At 67.8% G+C, this 14,344-nt stretch carries 11 protein-coding genes; 8 read left to right on the top strand and 3 right to left on the bottom strand.

Annotated elements, in window-relative coordinates:
• The first annotated feature begins 10 nt into the window (after nucleotides 1–10).
• From AX744_RS16875 to AX744_RS16865, 3 genes are all read left to right on the top strand, one after another.
• Nucleotides 11–883, top strand: a complete 873-nt coding sequence (locus AX744_RS16875; RefSeq protein WP_061018158.1) for a hypothetical protein — start codon at nucleotides 11–13, stop codon at nucleotides 881–883.
• 77 nt (nucleotides 884–960) lie between these two features.
• A complete protein-coding gene (locus AX744_RS16870) occupies nucleotides 961–2,181 on the top strand; it encodes a peptidoglycan-binding protein (RefSeq protein WP_082738567.1) in 1,221 nt (406 codons plus the stop codon).
• A gap of 1 nt (nucleotide 2,182) precedes the next feature.
• On the top strand, nucleotides 2,183–4,126 hold the full coding sequence (locus AX744_RS16865) for an ABC transporter ATP-binding protein/permease (protein WP_082738566.1): 1,944 nt from the start codon (nucleotides 2,183–2,185) through the stop codon (nucleotides 4,124–4,126).
• A gap of 42 nt (nucleotides 4,127–4,168) precedes the next feature.
• Here the strand turns inward: AX744_RS16865 and AX744_RS16860 are convergent, their stop codons facing one another.
• A complete protein-coding gene (locus AX744_RS16860; RefSeq protein ID WP_061018152.1) occupies nucleotides 4,169–5,383 on the bottom strand; it encodes a hypothetical protein in 1,215 nt (404 codons plus the stop codon).
• A gap of 81 nt (nucleotides 5,384–5,464) precedes the next feature.
• On the opposite strand from AX744_RS16860, the gene AX744_RS16855 reads away from it, so the two are divergent.
• Nucleotides 5,465–6,814, top strand: coding sequence for an HNH endonuclease (locus tag AX744_RS16855; RefSeq protein WP_061018148.1), 1,350 nt, complete (start codon nucleotides 5,465–5,467; stop codon nucleotides 6,812–6,814).
• Nucleotides 6,815–6,945: 131 nt separating this feature from the next.
• Here the strand turns inward: AX744_RS16855 and AX744_RS16850 are convergent, their stop codons facing one another.
• Nucleotides 6,946–7,863, bottom strand: coding sequence for a DUF808 domain-containing protein (locus AX744_RS16850; protein WP_061018146.1), 918 nt, complete (start codon nucleotides 7,861–7,863; stop codon nucleotides 6,946–6,948).
• Between the two features lie 93 nt (nucleotides 7,864–7,956).
• The gene (locus tag AX744_RS16845) at nucleotides 7,957–8,682 is read right to left on the bottom strand and encodes a FadR/GntR family transcriptional regulator (protein ID WP_046748580.1); all 726 of its coding nucleotides are present in this window, start codon (nucleotides 8,680–8,682) and stop codon (nucleotides 7,957–7,959) included.
• A gap of 129 nt (nucleotides 8,683–8,811) precedes the next feature.
• On the opposite strand from AX744_RS16845, the gene AX744_RS16840 reads away from it, so the two are divergent.
• The 4 genes from AX744_RS16840 to AX744_RS16825 all read left to right on the top strand — a co-directional run bounded on the left by AX744_RS16840 (nucleotide 8,812) and on the right by AX744_RS16825 (nucleotide 14,307).
• Nucleotides 8,812–10,410: an ABC transporter substrate-binding protein gene (locus AX744_RS16840; RefSeq protein ID WP_061018144.1), complete on the top strand. Its 1,599-nt coding sequence runs from the start codon at nucleotides 8,812–8,814 to the stop codon at nucleotides 10,408–10,410.
• Between the two features lie 90 nt (nucleotides 10,411–10,500).
• On the top strand, nucleotides 10,501–11,457 hold the full coding sequence (locus AX744_RS16835; protein WP_058631986.1) for an ABC transporter permease: 957 nt from the start codon (nucleotides 10,501–10,503) through the stop codon (nucleotides 11,455–11,457).
• Nucleotide 11,458: 1 nt separating this feature from the next.
• Nucleotides 11,459–13,510 (top strand): dipeptide/oligopeptide/nickel ABC transporter permease/ATP-binding protein, encoded by a 2,052-nt coding sequence (locus AX744_RS16830; RefSeq protein ID WP_061018142.1) that lies wholly within the window; start codon nucleotides 11,459–11,461, stop codon nucleotides 13,508–13,510.
• The gene (locus tag AX744_RS16825; protein ID WP_061018140.1) at nucleotides 13,507–14,307 is read left to right on the top strand and encodes an ABC transporter ATP-binding protein; all 801 of its coding nucleotides are present in this window, start codon (nucleotides 13,507–13,509) and stop codon (nucleotides 14,305–14,307) included. The genes AX744_RS16830 and AX744_RS16825 overlap by 4 nt, the downstream gene beginning before the upstream one ends.
• The last annotated feature ends 37 nt before the right edge of the window (nucleotides 14,308–14,344 follow it).

The following is a 14,344-nucleotide window of genomic DNA, read 5'->3' as shown; positions in this document are numbered from 1 at the left end:
CCGCCTGGTCATGGCGACCGTCCTTGTGGTCACGGTTGCCGGGGGTCTGGTGGGGTGTACCGCGTCCGACAGTGAGACGGATGCGGGGGTGAGGAATCAAGCGGCTTGGAAGATGCCTCTTGATGAGTTCGTCGTGTATTCCCCGGACCTGGACAACTATGCGGAGCAGTTGTTGATCTCGGATTGTCTGGGTGCGCAGGGGTATGAGTGGCCGGTGCCGTGGCAGGATACCGACTTCCCCCGTGCGGAAGACTTCAACCGGGTAGGTCTGCGGCTGTTCAATCTGGAACTGGCAAAGAAGTGGGGTTACCATTTCGCGCGGCTGGATGATCCGGAGAGCGCTGAGCTGTGGTTGACATACACAGAGACAGTGGATTCGTACTTTCCGAATCAGGAACTGGATGACGCGCTCGTGGCCTGCACTGACAAGATCCGCGCGAAAGACAAGGACTTCGCATCCACCGCCGACGGGCTGAACTACAACGCTGAGCTATCCGCCCAGGCTTGGGACATCGTGGAGCAGGATCCGGATGTGGTCAAGGCGGTGAAAGCCTGGCGGGAGTGTCTGACCCCACGGGTGGATTACGCGGTGACTCAGGAGCAACCTTGGGAAGGAGCTCCTTATGAGGTGGCAGAGGTGTGGGGTGCGGTGACCGGGTCGTCGTCCGCGCCTTCGGCGGAGGAGCTTGCTGCGGCTGTTGCTGATGCGGAGTGCCAGGAGTCGAGTGGGTGGGCCTCGCTCTGGTATGAGCGGAATTGGGAGGAGCAGGAGAAGCTCGTCGCGGAGAACAGGGACAAGCTCGATCGGATCCGTGCGGACGCGATCGAACGGAAGAAGAAGCTGTTGACGATCGTGGCGGAGAACGCGCCAGCCGCGCCCTAGAGAGGCGGCGCGAGAGTTGGCTCGGTAACGAGCCTTGGCCGATCAGTGAGTGATGAGAGTCCGATGGATGAAGTCCGATGGATGAAGTAGGTGTGCCGGAGACGGCGAGACGGTCCCGTTGGATGGCCGTGATCGCTGTGGTGCTGATCGTGGCGCTGATTGGGGCGGGATTCTGGTTTGCTGCGCAGTTCCAGTCTTCGGCGCAGCAGGAGGCTAATGCCAAGGCGCCCGCCCCCGGGCCGGTCTTCGCGGAAGTCACGCAGGGTTCGCTGGCCGGAGAGGTTGGCTTCACCGGGCAGGCGGGGCCGTCGACGCAGACTCCGGTGACGGTGCTTCCGGTCGCGGATGCGTCGCTCACCGTCGTCACCGGACGCCCATTGGCGACGGGTGCAACCGCTTCTTCGGGGCAGGTTCTCACCGAGGTCAATGGGCGCCCTCTCTTCGGTGTGCAATCGGCTTTCTCCTTCTATCGCGACATGGGCGTCGGGGATCGTGGACCGGATGTCGAAGCATTACAGGCCGCACTGGTGGCGCGGTCGTACCAGCTCAACGCTGATGGGCGATTCGGAAGCGAGACGGCCACGGCGGTGAAGCGCTGGTATCAGGACAGCGGCTATGAAGCCCCCACTCGCAGTGCCGCGGCAGAAAAGACGAGCCCGGGAGAGGGCGAGAAGTCGGCGGAGACGAGCGCGAAGGTGCCGACTGCTGAGGGGTATGTTCCTGTCGCCGAAATTCTGGCGATGCCTTCGGCGTCCGCTCAGGTCGTGCAGGGCGTTCAGGTCGGACAGCGTCTGGCGGCGGAGGGCGTGCCGGACTTCATCCTCGGGTCGGCGGATCTGGTGGTCACGATCACGGTTCCCGTCACCGATCTCGGGGAGGTGGTCGCAGGAGACGCGGCTGTGATCTCGATCGGTGGCACTGAGGTCGAGGGCACTGTGGGGGACATCCGCCCCTCCGGCTCGGCCGAAGACCCAGAGGGAACGGGCGCAAGCGCGGACGCGGAACAGGTCGCACCTGAGGTCACTTTCGCCGTGGTCCCGAAGGCAGCACTGCCGGGATCGGCCGGGCGGGCGCGGGTGACAGTGGTCAAGCAGATCGTGGCCGAGGACGCTTTGATCGTCCCGGTTCTCGCAGTCTCGGACCGAGGGCCTGACAAGACTGTTCTGACAAAGCAGCAGGCGGACGGAACGCTCTTCGAGGTGCCGGTCACGGTCCTGGGCACACTGCAGGGCGAGGTCGCCGTCGAGCCGCTCGAAGAAGGCGCCCTGGAGACCGGCGACCTGGTTCGAGTCGGTTGACGTGACGCTGATTCAGTTACGGGGAGTGCGTCGGACGTACTCGTCGGCAGGTCGGCCCGATGTCGATGCACTGCGCGGTATCGACCTGGAGATCGACCAGGGGGAGTTCGTTGCGATCGTTGGGCCATCGGGCGGTGGCAAGACGACACTGATGAACATTCTGGGTCTCCTCGACGACCCGACGGCGGGCAGCTATGTTCTCGACGGCGAGGAGGCTCGTGCCGGCGACGGCCGCCGTGCGGCGAGCGTGCGGGCACGGACGATCGGATTCGTGTTCCAGGCCTTCCATCTTCTCGAGGCCAGACCAGCCGTCGACAGCGTCGAGCTGAACCTGCTCTACCGGGGCGTGCCGCGTGTCGAGCGGCGTGAGAGTGTCCTCCGCGCCATCGACTCTGTCGGGCTCGCGGAACGCGCGTTCCAGAGCACCTCGACGCTGTCGGGCGGGCAGCGTCAACGCATCGCGATCGCCCGGGCGATCGCCGGGGACGCGAAACTGATCCTTGCCGACGAGCCGACCGGAAACCTCGACTCGGTCAACGCCGCTCGTGTTCTGGACGAGCTTGGACGCATCAATCGCGACGGGGCGACGGTCGTCGTCGTCACTCATTCGGCTGAGGTCGCGGCCCGGGCGCGTCGTGTGGTCCACATCGCCGACGGGGCGATCGTGTCCGACGAGCGACAGCCCGGCACCGGAGCGGATCCGGCACCCAAAGAGTCCGGGGATAGGTCGCTGGCTTCTGCAGTCGACGAGGGGCCCTTCCCTGTTCCGGGCGACGACGAGCAGGCGCAGCTCACCGGGCGCATCCGACTCGCCGACATACTGCGCGACGCCTGGGCGTCGGTGATGTCGAGAAAGTACCAATCGATCGGACAGGGGCTCGCCGTCGCCATTGCCGTGGCATTGACGATCACCACCCTCGGGCTTTCGGCATCGGCACGGGCCCAAGTGTCCGCCACGTTCGATGCTCACCTGAACCGCGAGGTCTCGGCGACGTGGTCGACGGGAGCCAAGCACTCGCTTCCGCCCGAGGAGGTTCCGCAGGCGATCGAGCGACTCAGCGGAGTGGATGCGGCCGCGGTCGTCATCGATCTCAATGTCAGCACGGTCTCGACGTTCGCGGAGGCACGCCAGATCCGGCCGCACGTCGCCATCGGAGACATCGTCGGCGCTGCGCGTCTCACCGTCGATGAGGCACCGTGGCATGAGGGACCTCTGGCTGCCGGTGAGGCCTACGTCGGAGATCTTCTCGCGAAGGACATGCAACTCAGCAGCATCGACGGCGCCCCCACGATCTCGGTTGATGGCATCACCTATGTCGTCGCCGGCATCATCACCACGTCCTCGCGCCTCCCCCTGCTCCGCGGTGAAGTGGTCGTCGGACCCCGCGACGACATCACGGCGAAAGGGGCCGTCGATGTGACGATGTTGGCCGTGACTTCCTCCGGCGCAGCGCAGCAGGTCGCCAAGCAGTTGCCTTCGGCACTGAACCCGTACGAGCCGGACCGGATCGTCGTCGCTGCGCCGACCGATTCTGCACAATTGAGAGGACAGGTCGAACAAGGGGTGCAGGCCACCCTCACCGCGTTCACGCTGCTCGCGCTGATCGTCGCGATCGCCGCACTCATGAACGCCACGCTCCTCGCTGTCAACGCACGCCGGGGTGAGATCGGCATGCGCAAAGCGCTCGGAGCCCGAGACCGACAGATCGGGGAACTCATCACCCTCGAATCCGCAATCGTCGGTGTCGTCGGAGGGGCCGCAGGTCTCGTGCTCGGCATGGCGGCAATCCTCGTCGTCACAGTGAGCCAACGATGGGCGCCCGTGTTCGATATCGTGCTGCTTCCCATCGCCATTGCCGTCGGCCTGATCGTCGGTGCCGGAGGAGGTGGATTGGCCTCCATCCGCGCCGCGCGTCTGCGCCCCGCCGAGAATCTCCGCAGCTGACATCCCTGCTGGACGTCGTGCGGGCGCGCTGCGGCCGAACAGTTACGAGGAGCGGCGCGCCGGTGTCGTGCTGACGGCCTCGCGCACGAGGATCGCTCGCCGCATGTCGGCCATGATCGGATCGAAGAACCGCTCCCGGTAGCGTGCCTCGCTCACAGCGGAGAACACGAAGGGGAGGGCGGCGATCACGGCGAGCAGAGTGGCGGCCTTGAGCAGGTTGACGGTGAGCGGCAGCTTCGCCCCGAAGAACTCCAGGGGCTGCACCGCGAGCGGCTGGGCGGCGCTGCCGGGACCGAGCCAGATGCCGACGACGCCCTGGGGGATCGCGATGCCTCCGATCACGATCAGCAGCGCCGCGAGGAGCCCGGCGAAGAACAGCGCCTGCACGAGTTGCGCGACGGTCATCGCGAGCAGGATGTTGATGCGCTGCGGAGCGTGCAGGCGCCCCGGTCGCCCGGGTGCGGGACGCCCCTCCGCCGGGGTGCCGACGAGCAGGGCGGCTCGCTGCTCCGCGGTCGGCGCGTGCGCGTGGTCATCGATCTCCGACGCGCTGACGCGCAGCACGACGATGCCGGCGAGCACCGCGACGACGAGGCCGACGAGGGCGATCGATCCCCATGACAGCGCGGAGGCCATCTGCCAGACCTCGGCAGAGAAGAACGAGAAAACCACCAGCATGAGGATCACGGGCAGCGCGATCGACGCCATGTGCCCGATCGCCGACGCATTGCGCACCGCCAGGCGCGAGGCCCAGGAGATCATGGCACCGCCGCCCATGCCGGTCACCAGGATGCAGAGGGCGAGCACGAGCGCCGTGCGGAGGACCGGGCCCACGGTTGAATTCGGGTGGGTGCTGTAGTCGTAGACGATCGTGAAGGCGAGGCTGACGGCGATCAGGACGAGGGCGACCGCCGTGCCGATCCCCGCAGGGAGACGCCGCAGCAGGGCTCGGACGAGGAAGTAGGCGGCCCAGGCGAGGCCCACCGCCAGCAGGAAGATCGTGAGGGCGAGGGGGACGATAAGGAGCTCCCACCCGATCGAGTCGTCGTCGAGGGCGAAGTCGAACACGACCTCGATCCCGTCCTGGAAGAGGTAGGCGGCCACCGCGACCCAGGCGATGAGGGGGGCGACGCGACGGGGGAGGTCGGTGAACCAGCGCCGCAACGGCACGAAGGTCGGAAGCCCCTGCTCGCGGAACCAGCGGTCGGCGTCGCGCTTCGTGCTGCGGGACTTCGGCGACGGCGAGCTGGCGGACATGGCGATGAGACTACGGCACGGCGGCGCATCGACTTATCCACACCCCTCCAATATATCGAAGATATGTTCTAAACTGAGAGCATGACGAACCCGCATCTGAGCCCCCTCCTCGAGGCCGTGGAGTGCCTCGAAGACGTGTGGGCGGATGCGTCGAACGCGGCCGAGCTGACCAGAGCACAGCTGCTCGAGGCGCATCGCACGATGGGGCTGGTGCAGCGTCGACTCGACGGCATCCACGCCGAGATCGCGGCGAGCATCGCGCGGGAGTCGCGCCCCGAGCTGGGAGCGGCGAGCCTGGCGAAGGAGCAGGGGTTCCGCAGCCCTGCGACCATGATCGCGGCGACGACCGGCGGATCGACGGGAGATGCGGTGCGCCTGGTGAAGGTGGGGGAGGCCACGGCTCCCCGGGCGAACCTCCTGGGCGAACCGCTGCCGCCGCGTTATCCCGCGGTGCAACAGGCGATCGGCGCGGGCGCGCTGAGCGCCGCAGCAGCAGCGTCGATCGTGACCCTGCTCGATCGGGCCCGGCTGAAGGTCGGTCTGGAGCGGATCATCGAGGCCGAGCGACTGCTCGTCGAACGCGCCGCGGAGCTGTCGCTCGACGACGTGCGCAAGCTGGTCGTGCACGCCGAGGCCTGGCTCGATCCCGACGGTGTGGCTCCGCGCGAAGACGAGGCTCGTTCACGGCGCTCGCTGACGATGTTCGAGCGCGACGGGTCGCTGCACCTGACGCTGCAGACCGATGTCGCCTCCGGCGCGCCGGTGAAAGCGGCGATCCAGGCCTACGTCACTGCGACGTTCCAGGCCAGGGCGCACGTGCTCGATCCCGAGGCGCCCGATGCCGATCGACGCACGGTCGCGATGCTCCAGGCCGACGCGTTCGTCGAGATCTGCGCACACGCGAGCGGATGCGACAACGGCGGTCTCCCCGTGTCCGGAGCGACGGTCGTCGTGCGGGTGGGGCTCGACGAGCTGACCGGCGGCACCGGGTTCGCGACGGTCGACGGCCTCGGTGAGCCCGTCAGCATCGCCGCCTGTCGCCGGATGGCGGCGGGCGGTGGCATCATCCCCGTCGTGCTCGGAGGTGGAGGCGAGATCCTCGACTGGGGTCGTGAGAAGCGGCTGTTCACCCGTGCTCAGCGGCTCGCGCTGGTGGAGCGTGACGGCGGCTGTGTGATGTGCGGGCTCGCGCCGCAGCTGACCAGGGCGCATCACCTGCGTTGGTGGCAGCGGGATGCCGGGCCGACCGACCTCGACAACGGGGTGCTGCTCTGCGAGAGCTGTCACCACCGCATCCACGACAACGACTGGGAGATCAGGATCGAGGGGGTCGGGGTCGCGGCACGGGTGTGGCTCATCCCACCGCCCAACGTCGATCCGGAACGCAGACCGAGACTCGGGGGTCGAGCGCGCTACGACATCGCAGCGTGACTGCGTGTCGCGCGGGTGTGTGCGTGGAGTGAGGCGCGGGCGTGCGGGTTCGACTAGGACGAGGGTGCGGCTCGAGAGCGGCACGTCGCATCCCCCGCACGGCGGATAGTCGCGAGACGGCCGACTCGGAATCAGACGTGCACGTCGGCGGGGGAGGTCTCGCCCTCGTGGAAGCTGGGGGTCTTGCCGAAGAGCCGTGCGATGCCGAGCACGATCACGACGATCAGCAGTCCCAGTGCGAGGCCCGCGATCGCCGACACGAGCGTCTCGACCAGCCAGACCACGAATCCGCCGGCCGGCTCCAGGGCGTGCTCGATCCCGTGCAGCAGGTCGGTGGTGACGTGCAGCCCCACCTCGCCCAGGTTCACGAGCACCAGGTGGCCGCCGACCCAGAGCATCGCGACCGTGCCGAGGATGCTGATGAAGCGGAACACCGCCGGCATCGAGCGCACGATCCTGGTGCCGGTGTGGCGCACGCGCTGCACCGGATTCTTCGCCATCCTCAAGCCGATGTCGTCGATCTTCACGAGCAGCGCGACCGCACCGTAGACGACGCCCGTCATGAGGAGGGCGATCACGGCGAGGATGGCCAGCGTCGCCCAGATGTCGAGCCCCTTCTCGAGGCTCGCGAGCGAGATGAGCATGATCTCGGTGGAGAGGATCAGGTCGGTGCGCACGGCGCCCAGCACGAGCTTCCTCTCGTCGCGCGCGCCCTCGTCGGCGTGGCCGTGCTGCACGCCGAACCACTCCAGCACCTTCTCCGCGCCCTCGAAGCAGAGGTAGGCCCCACCGAGAATCAGCAGATAAGGCAGCACCCACGGCGCGAACGCGGTGAGCAGCAACGCCACCGGGATGATGATCAGGAACTTGTTCGCCAGCGAGCCCAGGGCGATCTTGCCGACGACGGGCAGCTCCCTCGCCGGAGTGAGTCCCTGCACGTACTGCGGGGTCACCGCGGCATCGTCGATCACGACGCCCGCCGCCTTCGCCGACGCCTTCATTGCGGCGCTCAGGATGTCGTCGACGACGGCCAGAAGTCCAACGGACATGCGTGGGTTCCCCTCGTGAAGAGTGCAGTGCGGAGGCAACTCTATCGAGGAGGAGAGCCTCCACCGCGTCGGGCGGGGGCTCCGCATGTGATCTCAGCCCTGAGCGTCGCCCGCGGCACTCGCGAGCACGCGCTGCAGCGGCTCGTAGTGCTCGACGACAGCCCGGCGATACCGGTCGACGTCGCCGGAGCGCGCCGCTTCGAGCATGTCGCCGTGCGCCTTCGCCGTCTTGTGGATGTCATCGGGCTGCGGGATCCCCAGCTGGGGGAGCACCGCCGTGTGGACATCCCAGAAGGCGCCGACGAGCTGCCCGACCAGGCGGTTCCCGATCGTGCCGAACAGGCGGGTGTGGAAGGCGCGGTCCTCCTCGAGGAAATGCTCGCCGCGCTCGGCCTTGTCGACCATGTCGGCGACCAGCGCGTCGAGCTCGGGGTCATCATCCGCCTTGGCCGCCTCCACGATGCGTTCGGCCATCGAGAGGTCCAGCGCCAGGCGCACCTCGACGACCTCGCGCAGCGCCTGCAGCGACCCCTCCGGCGACAGCACCCCGCGGAAGACGAGGGCCTCCACCATCGGATCCAGCGACATCGGTCCGACGTACGTGCCGTGGCCGTGACGCACGTCGACGATGTCGAGGGTCGAGAGGGTGCGGATGGCCTCACGCACGGAGGATCGCGAGACGTCGAGCTCGTCGCAGAGCTCCGCCTCCGTAGGCAGCGGGTCGCCCGGGGTGAGCCCGCGCGTCAGGATGAGCTGCTTGATCTGATCCGCCGTGGTCGAGCGCCGCATGCGTGACGCCCTACTCGTGGTGGACTTCATGGGGCTCCCTCTCGTGCCTGGCAGAAACGCTCCGATCATCTCACTCTTGTGATCTGATCGAACCTGTGTTTAGAGTACATCAGACATCAGATGTCCTCAAGATGTTCCCCCCACCACCCTGGAGCACACATGAACCGACACTTCACCCGCCGTCGCGCGGGTCGATTCGCGATGGCGGTCGCCGGCACAGTCGCCGCATCCGTCGCCCTCGCGGGCTGCGGCGCCGGCACCACCGCCACCCCCGACGAGAGCGCGGCCGCGAGCGAGATCGACCCGGACGCCATCATCGAGGCGGGGATCTCGTACACGCTGAACGGCAGCTTCGACCCGATGGTCGCCTCCGGCGCCGTCACGGTCTCGGCGAACTGGCACGTCTTCGAAGGTCTCGTCGATCTCGACCCGGTCACCCAGAAGCCGGCCCCTGCGCTCGCCGCCGACCTCCCGACGAAGATCGACGACACGACCTACGAGATCGACCTCCGCGAAGGCGCGACCTTCCAGAACGGCGACCCGGTCACGGCGGACGACGTCGTCTTCAGCTACGACCGCGTGCTCGACCCGGACAACAACTCGCTCTTCCTGTCGTTCGTCGACTTCATCGACACCGTCACCGCGGTCGACGAAGACACCGTGCGCATCACGACGGACTACCCCTTCTCGCTGATCAACGACCGCCTCGGCGTCGTCAAGATCGTCCCGAAGGCGGTCGTCGAGGCCGACCCCGAGGACTTCGCCGCCAACCCGGTCGGCTCCGGCCCGTACTCGCTGGTCTCCGCGGTCCCCGAGGACAAGCTCGTCTTCGAGCGCTACGACGACTACAACGGCCCGCGCCCCGCGCTCGCCGCCGGCATGAACTGGAACCTGCTCGCCGACGCCTCGGCCCGCGTCACCGCGATGTCCACCGGCACCGTGCAGGCGATCGAAGACGTGCCGTACATCGACGTCGACACCCTCGCCTCGTCGGCCGACGTCGAGAGCGTGCAGTCGTTCGGCCTGCTGTTCATGATGTTCAACACCAAGGCGGCGCCGTTCGACGACGTGCGCGTGCGGCAGGCACTGCACTACGCCCTCGACATGGACAAGATCATCGGCACGGGCATGCTCGGCAACGCCACGCCTGCGACCTCGTTCCTGCCCGAGACGTACCCGAACTACCACGAGGCCTCGACGGTCTACACCTACGACCCCGAGAAGGCGAAGGAGCTGCTGGCGGACGCCGGCGTCTCCGACCTGTCGATCACGCTGCTGACCACCGACACCGGCTGGGTCAAGGAGGTCGCCCCGCTGATCAAGGAGTCGCTCGACGCGATCGGCATCGACACCACGCTCGACATCGGACAGTCCGCGTCGATGTACGAGAAGGTCGACTCCGGCGACTACACGGTGGCCGTCGCCCCCGGTGACCCCTCGGTCTTCGGTGTCGACCCCGATCTGCTCATGAACTGGTGGTACGGCGAGAACGTCTGGACCCAGACCCGCACCAACTGGGCTGACTCTCCCGAGTACGCCGAGCTGCGCACGCTCCTCGACACCGCCGTCCAGCAGGAAGGCGACGAGCAGCAGAAGACCTGGGACCAGGCGTTCGACCTGCTCTCCGATCAGGCCGTGCTCTACCCGCTGTTCCACCGCAAGCTGCCGACCGCCTGGAGCAGCCAGGAGCTCGTCGGGTTCCAGCCCGTCCCCACCACCGGGCTGTCGTTCCTCGACGTCGGCGTGGCCGCGAAGTAGCACCCGCACAGAAGCAGCACCCGAACAGGGGGCGCGCTCACCCGACGAGCGCGCCCCCTGCACCTCCCTCACCCTCGGAAGGAGCGGCACGTGTCCCACACGCTCCGCCTCATCGGCCGGCGACTGCTGCAGTTGCCGCTGATGATCCTCGGCATCACGTTCCTCGTGTTCTTCGTGATGTCCTTCTCGCCCGTCGACCCGGCCCGCACGGCGCTCGGCGAGACGGCGTCGCCCGCAGCCCTCGAGGCCTACCGCGAGGACCACGGCCTCAACCTCCCCCTGCTCGTCCGCTACGTGAACTTCCTGTTCGGACTCGTGCAGGGCGACCTCGGCACCTACTCCGCGCGCAGCCTTCCCGTGATCGATGAGGTCGCCCGTGCCTTCCCGGTCACCCTGGCGCTCACCTTCCTCGGGCTCATCATCGCCGTGATCGTGGCCTTCGTGATCGGCGTCCTCGCCGCCGTCTATCGCGACCGCTGGCCCGACCAGGTGATCCGCGTCTTCGGCGTCGCGGCGCTCTCCACCCCGTCGTTCTGGCTCGCCATCCTGCTCATCCAGGTCTTCACCCTCGGCCTCGGACTGCTCCCCGCCTCCGGCCCGCTCCCCGACTTCTGGGCCGATCCCTCCGGTTGGCTCGCCCGCATGACCCTCCCTGCGATCGCGCTCGCGGTGCCGGTGATCGGTCAGCTGTCGCGCGTCGTGCGCACCTCGATGGTCGAGGAGCTCGACCGCGACTACGTGCGCACCGCCCTCGGCGCCGGCATCCCGCGGGTGATCGTCGTCGGCCGCAACGTGCTGCGCAACGCCCTCATCACCCCCGTCACGGTGCTGGGGCTGCGCATCGGCTACCTGCTCGGCGGCGCCGTGGTGATCGAGATCATCTTCGCCATCCCGGGGATGGGAACCCTCATCCTCAACGGCGTCACCAACAACGAACCCAACCTCGTGCAGGGAGTGACGCTCGCGGTGGCGCTCGCCTTCGTCGTGATCAACATCATCGTCGACCTCCTGTACGTGCTCATCAATCCTCGAATCCGGGCGGTGTGACATGCGACGCAAACTCACGGAACGGCTTTCCGTCCCGGGCCTCCGCTGGGGCCGCCTGTCCCTCGGGTCGATCATCTGCATCGCCGTGCTGGCGATCATCGCCCTGGCCGCGATCTTCGCGCCTCTCATCGCGCCGTTCGACCCGCTGGCCTCCGGGACTCCCGTGCAGCCGCCGGGAGCGGAGCACTGGTTCGGCACCGACCGTCAGGGCCGCGACATCTTCTCGCGCCTCGTCTACGGCGCCCGCTACTCGCTCGTGATCGGTATCGGGGCGACCCTCGTCGCCCTGGTCGCCGCTTGCGTGCTCGGCACGATCGCCGCCACCGCCCCGAAGTGGATCTCCGAGACCCTCATGCGCGTCATGGACGTCGTGATGTCGTTCCCCGGCATCGCGCTCGCCGCGGTGTTCGTGGCGGTGTTCGGCAAGTCGCTGCCCGTGCTGGTGCTGACCATCGCGTTCCTCTACGTGCCGCAGCTCACCCGCATCGTCCGTGCGAACATCCTCGACCAGTACGGGGAGGACTACGTCTCGGCCGTGCGTGTGATGGGAGCGGGCACCCCGCGCATCATCGTGCGACACGTGGCGCGCAACGCGATGGCGCCGGTCCTCGTCTTCGCGACCGTGCTCGTCGCCGACGCGATCGTGTTCGAGGCCTCGCTGTCGTTCCTGCAGGCCGGCGTGCCCGATCCCGAGCCGTCGTGGGGCAACGTCATCGCCGCGGGCCGCAACCTGCTCATGAGCGGAGCGTGGTGGGCGACCTTCTTCCCCGGCATCCTCATCATGATCACGGTGCTGTGCCTCAACATCCTCTCCGAGGGGATGACCGACGCCATGGTGTCGCCGCGGGCGCGCAAGATCACGGCCGACGCCGCGAACACCGAGGAGTCCACGCACGAGCTCGAGGTCGCAGCGATCCCGGACGACACGCACGTGATCCCCACCGTCGACACCGCGGTGAACCTCTCCGTGCCGAGCGGCGTCCCCGACACCCTGGTGCCGCGCGCGGAAGTCGTCCCCCTCGCGGAACGACTCGCCGAGCTGCGACGGCGCGAACTCACCCGCACGGATCGCCTCGAGTACACGGGCGACGAGAAGCCGCTGCTCGAGGTGCAGGACCTGTGCATCTCGTTCCCCCGGCACGGCGACGTCGACGTGGTCGACCACGTCAGCTTCACGGTGGGCCCCGGCGAGACCATGTCGCTGGTGGGGGAGTCCGGATGCGGCAAGTCGATCACCTCGCTCGCGATCATGGGCCTGCTCGACCCGAAGGCCGACATCCGCGGACGCATCCTGTTCGACGGCAAGGACCTGCTGCAGATGGCCCCGAAGGAGCGCAACGCGCTGCGCGGACACGACATCGCGATGATCTATCAGGACGCGCTGAGCTCGCTCAACCCGGCGATGCTCATCCGCTCGCAGATGAAGCAGCTCACCTCGCGCGGCGGCACCCGCACTGCCGAGGAGCTGCTGACGCTCGTCGGTCTCGATCCGAAGCGCACACTCTCCTCGTATCCGCACGAGCTCTCGGGAGGGCAGCGGCAGCGCGTGCTCATCGCGATGGCCCTGACCCGGGATCCGCGGCTGGTGATCGCCGACGAGCCGACCACCGCGCTCGATGTCACGGTGCAGGCCCAGGTCGTGGAGCTGCTCATGCGGCTGCAGCAGGAGCTCGGCTTCGCGCTCCTGTTCGTCTCGCACGACCTCGCCCTGGTGGCCGAGCTCACCCACCGGATCACGGTGATGTACGCGGGCCAGGTCGTGGAGCAGGGCACCACCCGCGAGGTGCTCACCCAACCTGTGCACGAGTACACCCAGGGCCTCCTGGGCGCTGTGCTCTCGATCGAGGCCGGCTCCGACCGTCTGCATCAGGTCTCGGGAGTCGTGCCCTCACCGCGCGATTTCCCGGCGGGCGACCGCTTCGCCCCGCGGTCCAGCGACCCCTCGCGGTATGCCGGCACCACCCCGGTGCGCCGACACATCGAGGGGACAGAGCACTATTACTCCGCGCATCCGGACGATGCGCCCGTCGAGGCGATCGGAGCAGGACGATGAGCGAATCCGTCATCGAGCTGAAGGACGTGCACGTCCGCTACAAGACCCGTGCGTCCTCACTCTTCCGTCCCGAGTACGTCGATGCGCTCGCGGGCGTCTCGCTCACGGTGAAGCGCGGGCAGACCCTCGGCATCGTCGGCGAGTCCGGTTCGGGCAAGTCGACCTCGGCCAAGGTGCTGATCGGCCTCGAGAAGCCCACGAGCGGGCAGGTCGTGTTCGGCGGCGAGCCGGTGCGATCGTTCACGCCCGCCGTGCGCAAGCGGCTCGGGCGCATCCTGTCCGTCGTCTTCCAGGACCCGGCGACCGCGCTGAACGCCCGGATGACGGTGCGCGATGCGCTCCTCGATCCGCTGCAGGTGCACCGCCTCGGCAGCGCGGCGACCCGGAGCCGCAAGGTGCGCGACCTGGTGGGTCTCGTCGGGCTGCCGCCCTCGGCCCTGGAGGCGCTGCCCAGCCAGCTCTCCGGAGGGCAGCGCCAACGTGTCGCCATCGCCAGGGCGCTCGTGCTCGACCCGCAGGTGATCGTCGCCGACGAGCCCACCTCGGCGCTCGACGTCTCGGTGCGGGCGCAGATCCTGAACCTGCTGACCGACCTGAAGGAGCAGCTCGGCCTCGGCATGGTCTTCATCTCCCACGACATCCAGACCGTCCGCTACCTCTCCGACGAGATCGCCGTGATGAACAAGGGGCGGGTCGTCGAGTTCGGCGACGCGGCCCGTGTGTTCGACGCTCCCTCCGACGACTACACCAGAACGCTGCTGGGCGCTGCGCCCTCGCTGCTCGAATCCCACCACTGAAACGACCGGAACACACACTGTCTCTTATACACATCTG

It is taken from the genome of Microbacterium sp. CCH5-D1 (assembly GCF_001557335.1).
GTDB lineage: Bacteria > Actinomycetota > Actinomycetes > Actinomycetales > Microbacteriaceae > Microbacterium > Microbacterium oxydans.
Note: the sequence above shows the minus strand (reverse complement) of the source record. Positions and strands in the feature narration are given on the sequence as shown.

Bases quoted from the DNA above. Each gene is read 5' to 3' on its own strand.
- AX744_RS16845 (WP_046748580.1), bottom strand. From the start codon at position 8,682: ATGAAGTCCACCACGAGTAGGGCGTCACGCATGCGGCGCTCGACCACG.
- AX744_RS16840 (WP_061018144.1), top strand. From the start codon at position 8,812: ATGAACCGACACTTCACCCGCCGTCGCGCGGGTCGATTCGCGATGGCG.
- AX744_RS16850 (WP_061018146.1), bottom strand. From the start codon at position 7,863: ATGTCCGTTGGACTTCTGGCCGTCGTCGACGACATCCTGAGCGCCGCA.
- AX744_RS16875 (WP_061018158.1), top strand. From the start codon at position 11: ATGGCGACCGTCCTTGTGGTCACGGTTGCCGGGGGTCTGGTGGGGTGT.
- AX744_RS16855 (WP_061018148.1), top strand. From the start codon at position 5,465: ATGACGAACCCGCATCTGAGCCCCCTCCTCGAGGCCGTGGAGTGCCTC.
- AX744_RS16860 (WP_061018152.1), bottom strand. From the start codon at position 5,383: ATGTCCGCCAGCTCGCCGTCGCCGAAGTCCCGCAGCACGAAGCGCGAC.
- AX744_RS16825 (WP_061018140.1), top strand. From the start codon at position 13,507: ATGAGCGAATCCGTCATCGAGCTGAAGGACGTGCACGTCCGCTACAAG.
- AX744_RS16870 (WP_082738567.1), top strand. From the start codon at position 961: ATGGATGAAGTAGGTGTGCCGGAGACGGCGAGACGGTCCCGTTGGATG.
- AX744_RS16830 (WP_061018142.1), top strand. From the start codon at position 11,459: ATGCGACGCAAACTCACGGAACGGCTTTCCGTCCCGGGCCTCCGCTGG.